General features: G+C 53.2%; 11 protein-coding genes and 1 pseudogene. 4 read left to right on the top strand and 8 right to left on the bottom strand.

The window, feature by feature from the left end:
- Window positions 1-22: 22 nt before the first annotated feature.
- The 5 genes from FH603_RS15800 to FH603_RS15780 all read right to left on the bottom strand — a co-directional run bounded on the left by FH603_RS15800 (window position 23) and on the right by FH603_RS15780 (window position 7,026).
- The gene (locus tag FH603_RS15800) at window positions 23-2,485 is read right to left on the bottom strand and encodes a PAS domain-containing sensor histidine kinase (RefSeq protein WP_317171190.1); all 2,463 of its coding nucleotides are present in this window, start codon (window positions 2,483-2,485) and stop codon (window positions 23-25) included.
- Window positions 2,486-2,889: 404 nt separating this feature from the next.
- Complete coding sequence (locus FH603_RS15795) at window positions 2,890-4,188, bottom strand: OmpA family protein (protein WP_186738504.1); 1,299 nt, start codon at window positions 4,186-4,188, stop codon at window positions 2,890-2,892.
- A gap of 218 nt (window positions 4,189-4,406) precedes the next feature.
- Window positions 4,407-5,327 (bottom strand): YsnF/AvaK domain-containing protein, encoded by a 921-nt coding sequence (locus tag FH603_RS15790; protein ID WP_186738503.1) that lies wholly within the window; start codon window positions 5,325-5,327, stop codon window positions 4,407-4,409.
- 180 nt (window positions 5,328-5,507) lie between these two features.
- The gene (locus FH603_RS15785) at window positions 5,508-6,494 is read right to left on the bottom strand and encodes a YrzE family protein (protein WP_235985263.1); all 987 of its coding nucleotides are present in this window, start codon (window positions 6,492-6,494) and stop codon (window positions 5,508-5,510) included.
- A gap of 226 nt (window positions 6,495-6,720) precedes the next feature.
- Window positions 6,721-7,026, bottom strand: coding sequence for a YtxH domain-containing protein (locus FH603_RS15780; protein ID WP_186738501.1), 306 nt, complete (start codon window positions 7,024-7,026; stop codon window positions 6,721-6,723).
- A 254-nt stretch (window positions 7,027-7,280) separates the two neighbouring features.
- On the opposite strand from FH603_RS15780, the gene FH603_RS15775 reads away from it, so the two are divergent.
- Window positions 7,281-7,601 (top strand): hypothetical protein, encoded by a 321-nt coding sequence (locus tag FH603_RS15775; protein ID WP_186738500.1) that lies wholly within the window; start codon window positions 7,281-7,283, stop codon window positions 7,599-7,601.
- 234 nt (window positions 7,602-7,835) lie between these two features.
- Here FH603_RS15775 and FH603_RS15770 read toward each other — a convergent pair whose 3' ends face one another.
- Together FH603_RS15770 and FH603_RS15765 are read right to left on the bottom strand one after the other, a co-directional pair.
- Window positions 7,836-9,683, bottom strand: coding sequence for a PD40 domain-containing protein (locus FH603_RS15770; RefSeq protein WP_186738499.1), 1,848 nt, complete (start codon window positions 9,681-9,683; stop codon window positions 7,836-7,838).
- Between the two features lie 172 nt (window positions 9,684-9,855).
- A complete protein-coding gene (locus FH603_RS15765; protein ID WP_186738498.1) occupies window positions 9,856-12,783 on the bottom strand; it encodes a hybrid sensor histidine kinase/response regulator transcription factor in 2,928 nt (975 codons plus the stop codon).
- A gap of 395 nt (window positions 12,784-13,178) precedes the next feature.
- On the opposite strand from FH603_RS15765, the gene FH603_RS15760 reads away from it, so the two are divergent.
- The 3 genes and pseudogenes from FH603_RS15760 to FH603_RS28605 all read left to right on the top strand — a co-directional run.
- The gene (locus tag FH603_RS15760) at window positions 13,179-14,057 is read left to right on the top strand and encodes a helix-turn-helix transcriptional regulator (protein WP_186738497.1); all 879 of its coding nucleotides are present in this window, start codon (window positions 13,179-13,181) and stop codon (window positions 14,055-14,057) included.
- 128 nt (window positions 14,058-14,185) lie between these two features.
- Window positions 14,186-15,112, top strand: a complete 927-nt coding sequence (locus tag FH603_RS15755; RefSeq protein WP_186738496.1) for an alpha/beta fold hydrolase — start codon at window positions 14,186-14,188, stop codon at window positions 15,110-15,112.
- Between the two features lie 43 nt (window positions 15,113-15,155).
- Window positions 15,156-15,290 (top strand): annotated as a pseudogene (locus FH603_RS28605) (AraC family transcriptional regulator); the annotation flags it as partial.
- 209 nt (window positions 15,291-15,499) lie between these two features.
- On the opposite strand, the gene FH603_RS15745 reads toward FH603_RS28605, so the two are convergent.
- A complete protein-coding gene (locus FH603_RS15745; protein ID WP_222439555.1) occupies window positions 15,500-15,682 on the bottom strand; it encodes a DUF3995 domain-containing protein in 183 nt (60 codons plus the stop codon).
- Window positions 15,683-15,732 lie beyond the last annotated feature (50 nt).

Genomic DNA, 15,732 nt, shown 5'->3' with positions numbered 1-15,732 from the left:
TCCCGTATTGGCGGTCATTGTCTTAGATCGGTAGGTACACCGAGAAAGTGGCACCCTGACCAGGCTGACTCGTAGCCGTGATGGCTCCTCCATGCGTAGTGACCACCTTTTGACAGATGGCCAGACCAATGCCTGTCCCTACATACTCATTCTTACCGTGCAGGCGCTGAAAGACCTGAAAAATCCGATCCACATACCGGGGCTCAAAACCAATTCCATTATCTGCCACCTCGATTCGGTAGTAAGCAGTAGCGGTACGGCCCGGCTTGACAGTTGGCGGTATCTCTGCCGCTTGTACGAGGGTGCTTCGTATCTCGACTTGTGGCACGCCATCACCTGGTTTACTGAATTTGAGCGCATTGCTCACCAAGTTCTGAAAAAGTTGCTCCAGCTGCCAGCCATCTCCCCATACGGTCGGTAAGGCAGCCACCGACACCTGGGCACGCGTTTCCCTGATACGAAGCTCCAGGTTCTCCTGCACCGTGTCCATCACCTGGTTAAGACTGACCATTATAGGCTCGGAGGGCTCCATACCCAGGCGCGCGTAGGCCAGCAAGTCCCTGATCAGGATTGACATACGGCCTCCTGCCGCCTGCATGCGATCGAGGTAGAGCAGCCCATCCTGGTCTCCGTAACTACCCCGGAGCAGGTCCCCAAAGGACTGAATTTTACGCAGGGGCTCCTGCAAGTCATGCGAGGCCACGTAAGCAAACTGCTGGAGACTTTCGTTGGAGCGGTTTAGTAACTCGTTGGCATTCTCCAGTTCTTCGTTGCTGGCCAGCAATTCTTCGTTAGCCGCAGCCAGTTCCTGAGTGCGCAATTGAACTTCATTTTCAAGGGCCAGCTGTAACTGCCGTTGCAGGGTGATATCCTGGGCCGTACCGTTGAGCCGCACCGCCTTGCCCGTCGCATCAAATACGGTTTTGCCCTGAGCATGCAGTATGCGTCGCTGGCCGGTAGTTGGGTGAATGACGGTGTAGATTTCATCGTAAACACCACCCGACTCCGGGTCAAGTGCCCGGGCGACGGCCCTGTTCACGCGCTCCTGATCGTTACCATCCAGGATGGGTATCACCTGACTGTATGCCTGAGCCCCGGGGTCATAGCCAAACCACTCGATCAGCCTATCCGAAAAGACGAGTCCGTTGGTGGCTACATCGATACTCCAGGTCCCTAACTGAGCCAGTTCCACCGCTACGCGCAGGTCTGTTTCCGCTTCCTGTAGCTTGATCCGGGCGAGTACCTGGCCGGTAACATCGACCGCTGTTTCCAGAATAGCATACACCGCACCCACCTCATCGACGAGCGGCTTTAAGCTGAAATCAAAATAATACGTCCCCGGTATGCCATCAATCGTTAAGTCAGCGGGAGCATTTTGGGCTTCATAAGCGTCACCCGTGGTAAACACCTGATCAAGCAATTGCAGGGCGAACCGGTCACCCGGGGTGTTAAGTACATCCCCGACCGGTTTACCCAGGATTGAGTGACCCTTGCCAAAAAAGCGGATCATCGACTCATTGGCCAACTCAATAGTCAGGTCCGGGCCCACAAACAAACACATGGCCACCGGCGCATGCTCAATCAGGGAACGGAGCTTGGCTTCACTTTGGGCTATTTTCTGGCGGGCGGCCACCTGTTCCGTGACGTCTACGGCGACCTGTAAAATACGCGTCGTCTCGCCCTCTTCGATTAGCGGCAAATAACTAAAGGTATAGTAGCCGCGCCTGAGCTGACCGTTCTTCTCCAGCTGTGCCGAGAACTCACTGATCGTAAAGGGAACACCGGTTCGATACACCTCTTGTATAATCGTTTCGGCTGGCTGGCCCACTAGCTCGGGCAGTGCCTCTAGCCAGGGCTGACCCACGATGGAGGCTGGTTTGCCCAGTATCTCCAGCACTTTGGGATTCGCCGTTTCTATAATCAAGTCTTCGCCCCGCAAAGTGCCAATCGCAACGGGGGCCAGTTCAAACATGAGCCGATAGCGGGCTTCACTTGCCTCCAGCTTTCGGTAGTTGACAACGGCTTTTGTCGTCTCGGTGCAAATGACCAGCACACCTGCTGGCTGGCCTGACTCATTCGCTACGGGACTCAAACTAAACGTCCAGTAAACGTCCTGGCGCTCACCGTTGCGGTCGATAGGAATAAGCTGGTCTTCGCTCCAGGTGGCTTCTCCTCCGCTTACGACCTGGTCGATGAGGGGCTTGATGGTTGACCAGCTCTCAGGCCAGGTCTGCTCCCCTGGTTGTCCCAGCGCGGAGGGGTGTTTACCGCTGGTACCCAGGCTGGGCCGGTAGGCATCATTGTAAAACTGAATTAAATCGGGACCCCACCAGAGAAACATGGGGAATTTAGAATTGAGGATAACGCTTACCATCGTTCGCAAGCTTTGCGGCCATCCGTCAGGCGTACCCAGCGACGTGGTTGCCCAATCGAAGCGCCGAATAAGCGCTGCCATCTCCCCCTGGCCCGCTAAAAAGGGGTACACATCATTCGTAGAGTTTTCCAAATCCGCTTACTATCGCTGAGGTTCTATAAAAAAATAGTCAATCGGGTAGAGAGATCCAGGCGATTGTTTACCAATTAGGATAAGATCGGACTCAAACCCAATTTCCGATGAACTTATCTTTTTTACGGTATGGTCTATTCGAAACACCGTGGCTTCATATAATAAGTTTATTACTGGCTAACCAGCGAAAGAACATCCTGTTGCCCCTACAGTGTTTTGATAAAATCATGGTGGATGTATCTAAACGAAGTTGCCCTCCTACGCGTGATCACGCGTAGGAGGGCGACTTACTGTGTTAATAAAATAACCTGATTTATTACGGTTGCATTTGAAAGGTCCTTTCCTGAAACGGGTTAAACTATCTCAGGAAAGGACCTCGAACACTACACGTTGGTAACGATTACGTCGATGCGCCGGTTTTTCTCACGGCCCTCTTCGGTTGCATTGGTGTCCACGGGTTTTGTATCCCCGCGCTCCCGGGTGGTAATCCGGTCTGCATTGATTCCGCCTTTAACAAGTGCCTGTTTAACGGCCTGGGCCCGCTCGCCCGACAGCGGATCATTGATGGCGTCGTCGCCGGTGCTATCCGTGTTGCCTTCGATACGAATCTTAAGCGTTGGATATGACTGCATGATCTGCATCAGGTCGTCCACATTAGGGCGTGCCTTCGCCGTAATTTGGGCCGAATTGGTCTCGAATGTAAGGTTGTCAAACGTGAAAATCTTGGGAAGTTTTCCACCCTTGGTAGCCAGAAAGGTAGCCAGCGTATAATTGAATGAGTTTTCGGCAACGTTTAATTTCCGGCCACCCGGCAGATCGACCCCGACGCGTACCTCCGGTCCGGATGATTCTGCTGCATTAGCAGACGAACCCGTTGAATCGCCCTGAGCGGTTGCCATCTCGTTACCGTCCAGATCACTGGCAACCGTATCCGTAACCACCGTCGTTCCACTGGATTGCTCGGTCGTTGTGGTCGTTGTTTCGGTCTTATCCCGATTGCAGGCCCGCAGTAACAGGAACAACAGCAGGAGTGGTATCAGGATGTAAAGGAGCCAACGCCACCAGGGAGTTCCGCCCGCCCGGTCGTCGGTGGTGGGGGTAACCGCTTCGGGCCGGATAGGGGTTACCGGGCGGCTCATGCCCGTTCCTAAAAACCAGCCCAGCAAACCAGCCAGGGCGGCTGGTACGGCGGCACGGGTTGTATTGCTTTCGTCGCGCAGCAGGGCCGCCAGCTGAGGTTCTGACAGGTTACGGGTTGTGATCTGCTTGTGCAGAAAGCCCATCAGGATCGACATAACAAGTCCCGTCAGGGTCGTAGCCGAGCCTACACTAACGCCACTGTATTCCGCAGTCGCTGCGGCCAGCCGCTGGGGTCGGTCGGCAAATAATTGTCCCAGCAATTCATTGCCCGACTGGGCCGCTTTCTGCCGATGGGTATCTGCATCAACTAATACCCCCAGGCTGGGGTCCGTAGCGAAAGGGGTGTTGGTGAGCAGTCGATAGAGCATGGCAGCTCCTTCATTGGTTTGAGCGCGGTTGATTACGCCAGCCGTCACAGCGGGTAGCAAGCCGTCAACGGCTTTTTGGGTCGGAGCTGCATTCTCACCAACAGAGCGGGCCAGTTCACTCACGGCCGAGGTCGTGAATACAGACCTCAGGTGATCTAATAGAAGGGTGTTCATGAAGTTATAATTGGGATGAATAGTTTACCGGCTAGTCTGGAATGAAGACGCCTGGTTGATGCGGGAGCGACCGCGTCAATAGGATGGGATCGCCGGATCAGGGGTTGTTGGTCATGCTTTGTCTTCAGCCTGTAGAATCTAATTGACAACGTGGCGACCTTAGTCAGCCGCCACGTTGTTTACCCGGATACAACAGGTACTCAAGAGATAGTACCGACTTATTTGGTCGAGTAGGTCACGTCATCGTCGCTGCTCAGACCGGTACGGTCGGTGCGAACGGTCTTGTCCGTAGAGCCCAGGTTTTCGACATCGACTTCGGTGTTGCGAACCGTATCGCGAATAACTTCTTCGCGCTCGGTTACTTCTTTGCCCACCGAAATTTCTTCCACCACATTAGCAGTCTTGGAAACAACGGGCACTTCAGCGCGCTCGGTCAGTTCGATCTGTCCTTCCTGAAACGCGTTCAGGTCAGCGGCCGTGGCCGTACGACTGACCGGGTTACGCTGCACAATGACCCGCTCCTCACGCAGCCGGACGCTCTCTTCGACCGGACGCGACACAACCCGGCTCCGCACCCGGACACCGCCCGTTTCAACGGTCCGTTTGCCTACCTCCAGGTCTTCCCGGATCACCTTGATCGTCTGGTCAGCGTTGGTTGTAGCCACTGGCTGGGTCGTATCAGCAACGCCCATCCCCGTCGAACCGGTATAGCCATACGTAGCCGCCCGTTCGTTCACGTCAACAGCGCCAGCCTCATCCAGGATGTCAGCCGCCTGCTCTGCTTCGTCTTCTGTGGTAGCATGAACCGTTACAATTGATCCCTGACTGGCAACGGTCGAATACTTCCGGTTGTCGTCGTTATCATCGTCTCCACCGAACAGCGAACTAAAAAAGTTGCCGATACCGCTGCCAACGTCTTTGGTATCGTCGACGAATTCTTCGGTCCGGGTGCCCGATGTGTTTACGTGCCGGTCGGGAATGGTGCTGCCCGAGCCAGTACCATCCGAATAAGTTGTGTCGCTGCTACGACCCGCTGAAACATCAATGTTACTACGGCTGAAGCCTTTGTTTACCAGGGCCTCTACTGCCTGCTGTGCGTCGCTGGCATCGTCGAAAATGCCGATTACTGTTAGTGCCATTAGGGTTACTTGCTTTTAAATTAAAAAATAACGTTGATTTATAACGAAGGTCTGTGCATCAAACCGGCCGTCCATAGTGGTTAATTGGTTGCCTGACGGTTATATCTTCCCGGCAAAGCGGGACCGTCGGCGTTTCGTTCAGGGCTAGCTGCCCCTTGGTGGTTAGTAAGCCGGGGTTGCTTAACGGACTTCGCCAACGGGCCGGTCATACCGGTTATAATCGTCTTTGGAGTCGGTCCCCATCTTGGCTCCGTAACCAGCCGAGGCTACGCCAATCAGCAGGCCCAGGAATCCGAAGATGGCCCCTTTGGAAGCGGCCGAAGCCGCATCGTCGGCCACCTGACGAGCTTTCGTCTCGGCCTCTTTTTTCGTCTGCTCCACCTTTACACTGGCCTGCTGGTAGGTTTTAATCCAGCCATCGACGGTCTGCTCGGCTTCGGCCCGGCTTTTACCCGTGCGCTTCATCACGACATTCACCGCGTCATTCCGGTCGACACTGTTTACCGTAGCCTGTCCCTGCTTGAAGAGTCGGCTAAACAACCCACTGGCCATATCGTCGGCCCCCTGTGGATTAGACGCGGCCCGTTCGGCGGTGTTGCCCGCCTGATCGACAGCACGGTCGGCTTTACGTTCCAGCGTGTTCGGATTCAGATTCGGATCGCCCGTCTGGCGAAGCACCTGATTTACCTCACCTTTCAAATCACCAAGGTCAAGGTCGTTCATGTCAATGCCATTAGCTTTCAACTGGTCCTGAACGGCATCGCCCAATTGGGGAGCGGCTGCCGATGCGGCCGAACCCGCCGTGCGAACGAGGCCACCGACCAGCCGTCCGGCTCCACCTATGATGCTGCCAATGGTTGTCGTCAGGAAGTAGATAGTCAGTAGCGTAACCAGGCACCAGGTCAGTACGCCATGAATGACACCGTCGAACAGGCGGGGCGCGCTAGCCAGCCGACCGGCTACCCAGCCACCCAGAAATAGCGAAATCAAGCTGCTGATGATGTACCAGATGGCACTACCAATGCCCAGGCCCGCCGTTGGGTTTGTTTCCTCAACCGGATCAATTGTTCCCAGACCAATACCCAGGCCCAACAGGGTGAGCAGCATCTGCGTAACAATGGCCACCAACACCCCGGCAAAAACGGCACTCCATGAAATGCGTTTCATAAAATTCGTCCGGTCAAAAGGCCGGTCTTGATAAGTAATTTCACGTTCCATAACGTTGAATCATTTTGATTATAATTAGTAAAACACTGATAGATCAGGCAACTAGTAATCTATTCAAGCAGTGATGCTATCGGCGAACCGTCGCATCGGCCGAAAGCACTTACTTGCTGTTCAGGGTATCTTCCGCCCTGTTCACGCCTGGGTTAGCTGAATCCAGCTCGCCCACCTAGTTGTTATTATCCGCCTTAACAGCTTCTTGCTGATTGTTGGCGTCGACTTTGTATTTATCCATTCTACCTGATTCCATTTCGGCAAACAGGTTAGGTGTCGATTGACCCATGCCAACCTTGGCCTTCACGGTTTCGACGAGGTCTTTCACCTGGGGCACCGTTTTGTTCCACTTGTCTTTCACCCCTTTGGTTTTTTCATCAGCGGTGCTTTTCAGCTGGTCGCGGGTTTCTTTCCCCGAGCGGGGAGCGGTCAGGTAGCCGACGGCTAATCCGGCGGCTAGTCCGGTCAAAAAATGTTTCATACGTACTAAATTGAAAATGTTGGACATTGACAATGGCTTCTAAAAAAACGTGCCATCAAGGAAAATGTGGATTTACAGCAAATGCTCTATTTATTTGCTAGATATAGTAGTTTTTATGATTGCCCCTAAATGGGGCGTTTTTACTACAATGTGGGGTAGTATGTCCGCCAGTACGATAACTAGCGAATGATTTTTACAAACAACTGGCTGTGGGAATGGATTAGCTACTGACTAAACAGACTCCGTTCAATTGTATGAAAAAGACAGTGCTGCTGTTCCACCTGGTGTTTACCCTACTAAGCGCCCGGGGTCAGGGTGTGGTTACCAATGAGAAGCTATCGGTTGAGGCACGAATGGCCAAAGCGCGCGCGGCTAAAACCGAGAGAAAGATAGCTAAACCAGCTAATGCACCCGGCGACAACAAGCTACAGAAGGCCAGGTCGGCCGACTACCAGCCACCCGTCAATAAAGTGCTGAAAGGTCCCAATGGGGAAGTCGTCCGCACCGGCGAGCGGGGTGCCAAGTATTATGTCAATAAGAATGGGAGCCGGACATATCTTAGCAGTAATCAGTAAAGCTGGTGGAAGTGTAGGCAGTATTAAGCTAAATACATGTACCCATAGAAATGTATAGGCTCTACAAGCTCGGCAACCGATAAAGGGCTAATCAATAGTTTATTTACACGAAGCCGGGTCCGGACTGCTTCCGAAAACCATGATGTTCAGTCCCTTTGTTGAGTTCAGCAAGTAGTTGACCCAATTGCTCAACGGTTAGGCAGCAATTGGGTCAACCCTAGACTATCACTGGCATCAGCGGGAAGCCCTTGCCTTTTGAGGATTCCTGCCCAGCGGCATCCAGCCAATGGTTCCTTCCTCAAATTGATTATCGGTCAACATCATTTTTTGAGAACCGTCGGCCCGCATGACGCCTATCTCGCCGTAGGGCTGGGGGTTGAACGGGTAGAGTGGAGATTCATCCTTAAAGCCACCGCTGGCCGTACTAAACGCGATCCATTTCCCATCGGGCGACCAGGAACACTGCGCATCATTACCGGGATCGGTCGTTAATCGTCGAAGCTGACTACCATCGGCCTTGATCGTATAGATGTCATAGTTGTTACCCGCCTTCCGGGTGAAGGCAATGACATCGGCAACCGGCGACCAAGCCGGAAAATTATCATGACTGTCCTGCGTAAGGGGCGCGCTTTTACCCGTTGCTACCTCCAGAATAAACAGACCTTTCGAGGTTTCGGTAGCGGCTCGATACACGATCTTTTTACCGTCCGGCGACCAGGAGGGAAAACCATAATTCCCCCGCCCATCGGTCAGTACGTTCAGGCCACTCCCGTCCTTATTGATGATGGCAATATCGGCTGTAGACCGCCCCTGTAGCATGTTTTGAAAAAAGCTGCCAAACCCGAACGCTATTCGATCCCCTTGCGGTGACCATACTGGTGCTAAGGCACTTTTCACCGAATCGCCAAACAGAATTCTCTTCCCGGTGCCATCAGGATTCATTTGCAAAATTTGATTGTGTAAGGCCCCGGCGGTTTTGTCATTACAGATAAGCACGTTTCCGGCAGCCGGTGAAAACGACGGAAATACCCCCGAACGCAGCAGCCCAAACTGGGCATTTCGACTGTATAGGGGATACATGGGCGGCCAGGTGTGCTGTTGTTCCCGGTGAAACAGCATTTTTTTGCCATCCTTCGACCAGCGGGGATGATTGTATTCACCGTCTAAACTGGGCCGCCCATTCTGAAAAACGAGGCTGCCGGGCGCTGTTGCCTTGACGTAGGCAATGCTGCCATCGGCCAACCACTGGGGTGACAATTTTGCGCCACTATCGGCAGCGACCGGTTCGATGGACTGATCCAGGAGGTTGATCAGGGCAATCTGCGAAGTGGCTCCTGCTTTCAGTTTGGGCTGTACGGTTGTTAGTTTTCTGACGCCTTCCAGGGTGGTCTGATATACCAGCAGTTGCTTGCCGTCTTTCGACCAGCAAGGGCTTCCCACAAAAGCATCCTGACTGGTTCTTCTCACCAGATCGGTTCCATCCCAGCGCATGGTGTATATTTCTGTGGAATGTAAGGTTCTGAAGTCCTTATCCGGGATTGGCTTTTTAGAATCCCGGTCTGAAGTGAAGGCAATCCATTGACCATCGGCTGACCAGGCCGGCCGAAAATCACCGCCGGGATGATGCGTTAGATTGGTTACTTTATTCGTGACCAGGTCCAGCGTGAAAATATCCGTATTACCGGACCGGCTGGAAACAAAAACAACGCGCTTCCCATCGGGAGAAAAGCTGGCCTGATCATCAAAGGAAGGATCGCTAATCAACCGCTCCAGTTCTGTCCCATCGGGGTGAACCCGGAAAATATCGGCCGAGCCATTCCGCTCAGACGTAAAAATCACCCAGTGACCATCATTGGAAAAAGACGCATTATAGTCGAGTGCCGCATGAGGAAGCAAGGGCCGGGCATTCCTGCCGTCGGCGTCCGCCATAAAAATATCCGTATTAAGCGGCCCAAAATGGGCAAAAGCCAATTGATAGGCTGGCTCAGGAGCCGGGTATCGGTTGGGAAGCGAAGCGCCCGTGTAGCGGAGAATTAAGGGATTACTAGTGAACAGGCAAGCGATCAATAAGTACGTCTTCATCTTGATTACCGGTTAATGGTTTGGAGATATGGCCCAAACGTACGCCGGTCAACGCCACTCAGTGAGCACAGCTGTACCACAAGCAGCGCTATTTCGTGCATGCAACACCTGTTCTATGCTTTGGCACATGGATGCTACCTTAACCGTGCTGGCTCAGAAAACAGCCGGGCTTTTATGGGTGTAAGGGCTCGGGGTTGATGACCGTCTGAGGGCGACTGTATTCAGACGGGGTTTTTCCGTACTCCTCCCGGAAGCACCTGGCAAAATAATTCAGACTATTGAAACCTACTTGTGTGGCTACCTCACCCACATTCCCGTAGCCTCGTTCCAGTAAATAAGCGGCTCGTTTTAAGCGAACGGAGCGAATAAACACATTGGCGGATAGTCCGGTCAGGGCGGTTAGTTTGCGGTGTAGATTAGACCGGCTCATGCCTACCCCACGGCTCAGATCCGCTACGTCAAAGGTGGGGTTTGCCAGCTGGGCCTCTACCGTAGCGAGAGCCCGTTGAAGAAACTGTTCGTCGGTAGAGGTAACGGCAATTCCGGACGGATGAAGCGTTACCTGCCGGGCGTATTTATCCCGGAGCTTTCGGCGGCTTTCCACGATATTATTCACCCGGAGGTGAAGCTCTTCCAAGCTAAACGGTTTGGTCAGATACTCATCAGCTCCATTTTTCAGTCCCTGTAGCCTGCTTTCCGTACCCGCTTTGGCAGTCAGTAAGATGATCGGGATGTGCGACGTTCGCGGGTCGCTTTTGAGTTTCTCGCATAGCATCAGCCCATCCAGGCCGGGCCCATCCAGGCCGGGCATCATTACATCTGAGATGATCAGGTCGGGCAAGTGTTTAAGCGCCAGTCGATAACCTTCCTGTCCATTGGCCGCTTCCTCCACCGTGTACTGCATCTCCAGCGCTTCCCGGATAAACTGCCGAAGTCCTGCGTGGTCTTCCACCACCAGCACTTGACTGGTTGCCGGCGTCTTACGGGGGGTACCTTTCGATGTGGTTACCGGGTGTTGGGGAGCCTGCCATTGAGAAGATCGATTCGTGGGCAGGGGCTCGGTGATCGAAGCCGTTTCCGTAGCCGAAACCGTTTCAGGGGCCGTCACCAGGGGTAGTGGTACCTGTATGGTAAAGGTCGTTCCGTTGCCCATCGTGCTCTCTACATGTATCGATCCCCCATGCAGCTCAACCAGTTCTTTCACGATAGCCAAACCAAGGCCACTGCCCTCGTAGGAACGGGTTGTCGACGTATCGGCCTGGTAGAAACGGTCAAAGATGCGGTCTTGGTCAGCCGGGGCAATGCCAATTCCCGTGTCCTCCACGACCAGCTGCAATGACATCTGCTCAGCAGAAAGCAACTCAAACCTGGCCGCAAACCGCACGGCACGGCCTCCAGGGGTAAACTTGGCCGCATTGGACAGGAGGTTGGACAGAATTTGCTCCAGCCTGGCGCTGTCGACGGCTACCCATAGCGACTGCAAGGGAGCCGAATATTCATAGATAATGCCTTTACTTTCAAAGAGGGAAACAAAGGATCCCGCCAGTCTTCTCAAAAAAGAACTTAACTCTGCTGGTTCAGGGTGGATGGTAAGTTTACCTGCTTCAAGCCGGGAAAGGTCCAGCAGTTGATTCACCATGCCTAATACCTGCCCGGCGCTCTGATCAATACGTTGGTAATCCGTTTGCCTTTCGCCAACCGTTCCTTCCCGTTGCCGGAGCTTTTCGGTCGTCCCCCGGATTAATGACAGGGGGGTGCGGAACTCGTGGGAGATATTGGCTACAAAGCGCGATTGAAGCTCATTTATTTCCGCTAACTGCTGCTTTTCCTGCTGTTGCCGGCGCATCTTCTCCCCGAGCTGTTCTACTTCCCGTTGCTTGGTCCCCAGGGACCGGTTTACGAACGCAAAGTCCTGGGCCAACACCAGCGAGACGGCTATCGGTAAGCTGATGAAGCTAACGTTGAACAGCCAGTCCTGGTAGGATAGCGGGGCGGGTATGTACCCATAAATCAACAGCCGGAACAGGCAGAAGAAAACCAGAAAGCTGGTAGCTCCCCAAAGGATTAGTGTGGCTCCCCGCTGTTTTTTCTTCATCGCCCGGAGGGCAAGCCGGATGGATTCCAGCGAGACGGCCAGGACAAATAAAAAGTTTTTCAGGTAGTCATCCTGATAGGAAAGCTTGAACAGGTACAGCACCAGCATACCGGCCGATAACAGCCAGAAAATAAGTCCCCTTCGGAAGCCGAATAAACTATAAAGGGCCAGCAGGAAAAAGTAGGTATTCGGCAAAATACCCGTCGTCAGCCTCAGGATCAACAGGTACATTTTAGCCTCCACCAAGTAAGCTTGTTGCGCCTGAATCCCCGCCAGGGTGGACAGGGCCACCAAAAAGGAATAAATAAAGAAATACAGATTGGCTCGTTGAGCCGGATAGAACCAGAAAAAGGCCAGGTGCAGAATAGCCAGCATAAAGAAAACACCCGCCCGGAACGACTCCACCCCTTTGCTGTCGTTGGCTTCTATTGCCTGAACGGCGGCCTGCACTTCCTGCATTTTCAGCCGCAGCCCTGGATTGCCCCGGCCCAGTATCTGGATGTAGGGAATGTGTTGCTGCAAGGCGAATCGTACGGCAATCACCTGATCCCGCCCACCAGCCAGCGGTAAAGGAAGTAGTTGATTAGGCAGTGTTTGGGCTTGTACTCGTTCGGGTCGGGGGCTTAGCTTCCCCAGCCGGAGAAGCAATCGTCCATTGAGGTAAATTTCGGATGCGCCGGTCTGCTCAATTTGCAGGGCAAGGGCCTGTCGGGAGAGCGAGTCGGTTACCGAGAGATGCAACCGGAACCAGCCAATGGGCGTGTTCCAAATGGGCTGTAACTGGTAAATATCCTGCGTCGGATTAATTGGCTGCCAGTTCCGATCATTATACTCAGGCGTTGCCCAGTCCGGCTTGTCACCCGCCTGGTATCGCCACCCTTTATCCAGCAGCAAACCGGTTGCGGGTAGATGGGTAACCAAAAGAACGGAATCCGGAATTGGATCAGCCCGACTGCTACTCGTGAACAGAAGCATGAGCAGGAAAACTCGGCATAACAGCTTCATACGCCAAAGAAGGTTACTCAGGAAAGATAAAACTTTCGTCGGCTAATGCCTATTCTTTTTTCTCCGCTCCTGGTCTAATTACCTTCTACCTGAAAACAGACCATTATTTTGACCACTACTTTATTTACCTACGCTATCGACTAACCTTTGCCCATGTCTGCGAGTAGCATTAACTATTTAGGCTACAAATCCAGGTAATGGGAGCCCCGCGAAAAATGCCGCCCGAAACGGCTAATTTTCACCCCTAATCCAGGCTGCGAAGACCTTTATTGCCTTCGCTACCGGATTGACTTTATCCTGAATGCAATCATATAGGTTCTCCCCTTGTTGCTGATCAAAAAACCGATCAATAGCTACTATACAATAGCTCCCTTGACCACACTCCATCATTCGTTATGGTCGATTCGCCAACGTATACCTACACCTCCGAGCTATATGACCGCCCGGCGCTGGTCAGTAACACCGAAATGGTCGGGCCGGGTATACGAGTAGAACGCTACCACCTGGGGGCAATGTCGCTACCCGCTCATGTCCACCAGAAGCATCTTTTACTCATTCATCAAGGCGCTCTACCTGTTGTTGCCAACCGCCAAACCGGCCACCGCCGGGAGGTCGATCAGTTTCGCCGTGGGGATGTGGGCCTTTACCCCAGCGGGGAATATGGCCCTTTCAGCTGGGATGGGTCAGTCGACCTGATTCACGTGCATCTGGATGCCCAGGAATTGGAAACCCGGGCCCGCCGGGACCTGGACCTGACTCACTTCGCCCTGCGGGAACGGTTCCGCTCGGAGGACGGCTTACTGGCCCAGCTAGGCCAGCAACTAATAGGGACGCTAAGCCAGGCGAGTTCGCTTGGGCATTTGTACGTCGAATCGTTAGCAAACACACTCAGCTATCACCTTATCGAGCACCACGCCACCTGGAAGCGCCGTCTGGCCCAAAACCCCGGCGCGCGGCTGTCGGGGGCAGTGCTGGCTCGAATTGACAACTACCTGGAAGCATCCGCTGAACAGCTCGTGTCGGTGGAACGACTGGCTGGTCTGGCCAATTTGAGCGTGTTCCACTTCGCCCGCCTTTTTAAGCAAACGACTGGCTATTCACCCTACCAGTACGTACTGAAGTGGAAAATCCAGCGCGCCCAGTCGCTACTGCGCACCGAGGAATTACCCGTGGCCCTCGTGAGCGACGTCCTGGGCTTTACCTCGCCCGCCCATTTCTCAGCTACCTTCAAGCGGATCGTAGGGGTAAGTCCCCGCGTCTTTCAACAGGGCTAAGCCAGGCGCTAAAAGCGCAGGAATACGTAAGAAGTGCGCAGGAATGAGGCCATCGGCCGGGAGGGGTCAGACTACCTTTGATCCAGTCAAAGCAGCTGTTTTTCCCGGCTGCCTTACCCCTCATATTTATGCAAACTTTATCTTCTGATTCTTCAGGTGCCTACTCCGACGAGGAGTTGATTAAACATCTGCCAGGGTTTACCAACCACTATGCTACCGTCAACGGGGTGCGGCTCCACTACGCTGACGGCGGCAGTGGACCGGCGCTGGTCTGCCTGCCGGGCTGGCCGCAGACATGGTATTCCTATCATCCCATTGCCACTCAACTGGCCCAGCGCTACCGGGTCATCCTGGTTGATATTCGCGGTATGGGTAGCTCCGAGAAACCTTTGGCAGGCTACGATAAAAAGACGATGGCTCAAGACATCTACGAACTACTCGGTCATATGGGTCTGGAAAAGGCTTCCCTGCTCGGGCATGATATTGGCGGTATGGTGGCGAGTAGCTTTGCCTTCAATTATCCAAAGGCGACAGAAAAACTCATCGTGGCGGATGGAGCCCATCCCAGCGAAGGGATGATGCAGATGCCCATGCTGCCAGCCCCAGGATCATTTACCCGAAAAATGAACGGGCAGTACCCCTACCCCTGGTGGATGGCTTTCAATCAGGTCAAGGGATTGCCGGAACAATTACTGGCGGGGCGGTTCGAATACCTGTTGGATTACCTCTTCGGCTATGTTATGTTGGATGAGAGTCGGATGTCCGCTTTCGATCGAGCCCTCTACGCCAGCGTATACAATCAACCCGAGAGCATCCGGGCTTCAAATGCCTGGTACCAGGCGTTCGACCAGGACATAGCCGATGCCAGGATGTATGCCCGACTCACGATGCCGGTTTTGGGTATTGGGAGCCACGTATCTTACCACTACCTGCAAATGAGTTTGCCCTCCATGGCCGAGCAGGTTGAGGTGATCGGCATTCTGGACAGCGGACACTATCTGTTTGAAGAAAAACCGGACCGAGTACTGGAAGCCGTCTATAATTTCCTGGGCTAAACCAGTATCGCGTTCATTCACAAGGTCCCTGCGTACTCCTTTAAAAAGGTCGACCAGCGAGTTAACCATCAGTGAAATTGCTAAACGATTGGGATTTGAACATTTCCATTCGTTTAGCAAGCTGTTCAAAACACAAACGAACCAGTCACCGCTGGAGTCTAGAGCTTCTTTCCATTGAGGAGTGTCGATTACAACTTCGTCTGACACGGTTCAGCACTCATGATGAACTAGTAACGGATGGTTCTATACTTTAACTGGGTGACATTCTAAGGACCATCAAACTCTATTAGTCGCGCACGCAGTTGACATACTTGGCGGTGTAGGGGCTGAACTTCCCCAAAAAGAAGGAGGAATCTATGGCTGGATGTGAAACACCCCTTTAGTGATTTACGGGTTCAGCACCACGACTAGCGTCAACACCCCAATGAGCAAACATAAGGGGGAATAATACCTGGTGTCATTTTTGCCAAATGGCGTGTGCTTAATTTTCTTGAAAAACCCAACATACCTAAGAGTATGTTTGGGACTATTATTTGGCCAGCCTATTGAGCAGGATTGAAATAAAGCCAATTCGTAGCATAGCCTCCGAACTTTCTATGGTTTTGTCTACGTCTCGGAAT

The organism is Spirosoma utsteinense, from assembly GCF_014282275.1.
Taxonomy (GTDB): Bacteria; Bacteroidota; Bacteroidia; order Cytophagales; family Spirosomataceae; genus Spirosoma; species Spirosoma utsteinense.
Note: the sequence above shows the minus strand (reverse complement) of the source record. Positions and strands in the feature narration are given on the sequence as shown.

What these genes read in the sequence shown, in the direction of transcription:
- FH603_RS15780 (WP_186738501.1), bottom strand. Translation starts at nt 7,026, where the DNA reads ATGAAACATTTTTTGACCGGACTAGCCGCCGGATTAGCCGTCGGCTAC.
- FH603_RS15775 (WP_186738500.1), top strand. Translation starts at nt 7,281, where the DNA reads ATGAAAAAGACAGTGCTGCTGTTCCACCTGGTGTTTACCCTACTAAGC.
- FH603_RS15770 (WP_186738499.1), bottom strand. Translation starts at nt 9,683, where the DNA reads ATGAAGACGTACTTATTGATCGCTTGCCTGTTCACTAGTAATCCCTTA.
- FH603_RS15795 (WP_186738504.1), bottom strand. Translation starts at nt 4,188, where the DNA reads ATGAACACCCTTCTATTAGATCACCTGAGGTCTGTATTCACGACCTCG.
- FH603_RS15785 (WP_235985263.1), bottom strand. Translation starts at nt 6,494, where the DNA reads ATGAAACGCATTTCATGGAGTGCCGTTTTTGCCGGGGTGTTGGTGGCC.
- FH603_RS15790 (WP_186738503.1), bottom strand. Translation starts at nt 5,327, where the DNA reads ATGGCACTAACAGTAATCGGCATTTTCGACGATGCCAGCGACGCACAG.
- FH603_RS15760 (WP_186738497.1), top strand. Translation starts at nt 13,179, where the DNA reads ATGGTCGATTCGCCAACGTATACCTACACCTCCGAGCTATATGACCGC.
- FH603_RS15765 (WP_186738498.1), bottom strand. Translation starts at nt 12,783, where the DNA reads ATGAAGCTGTTATGCCGAGTTTTCCTGCTCATGCTTCTGTTCACGAGT.
- FH603_RS15755 (WP_186738496.1), top strand. Translation starts at nt 14,186, where the DNA reads ATGCAAACTTTATCTTCTGATTCTTCAGGTGCCTACTCCGACGAGGAG.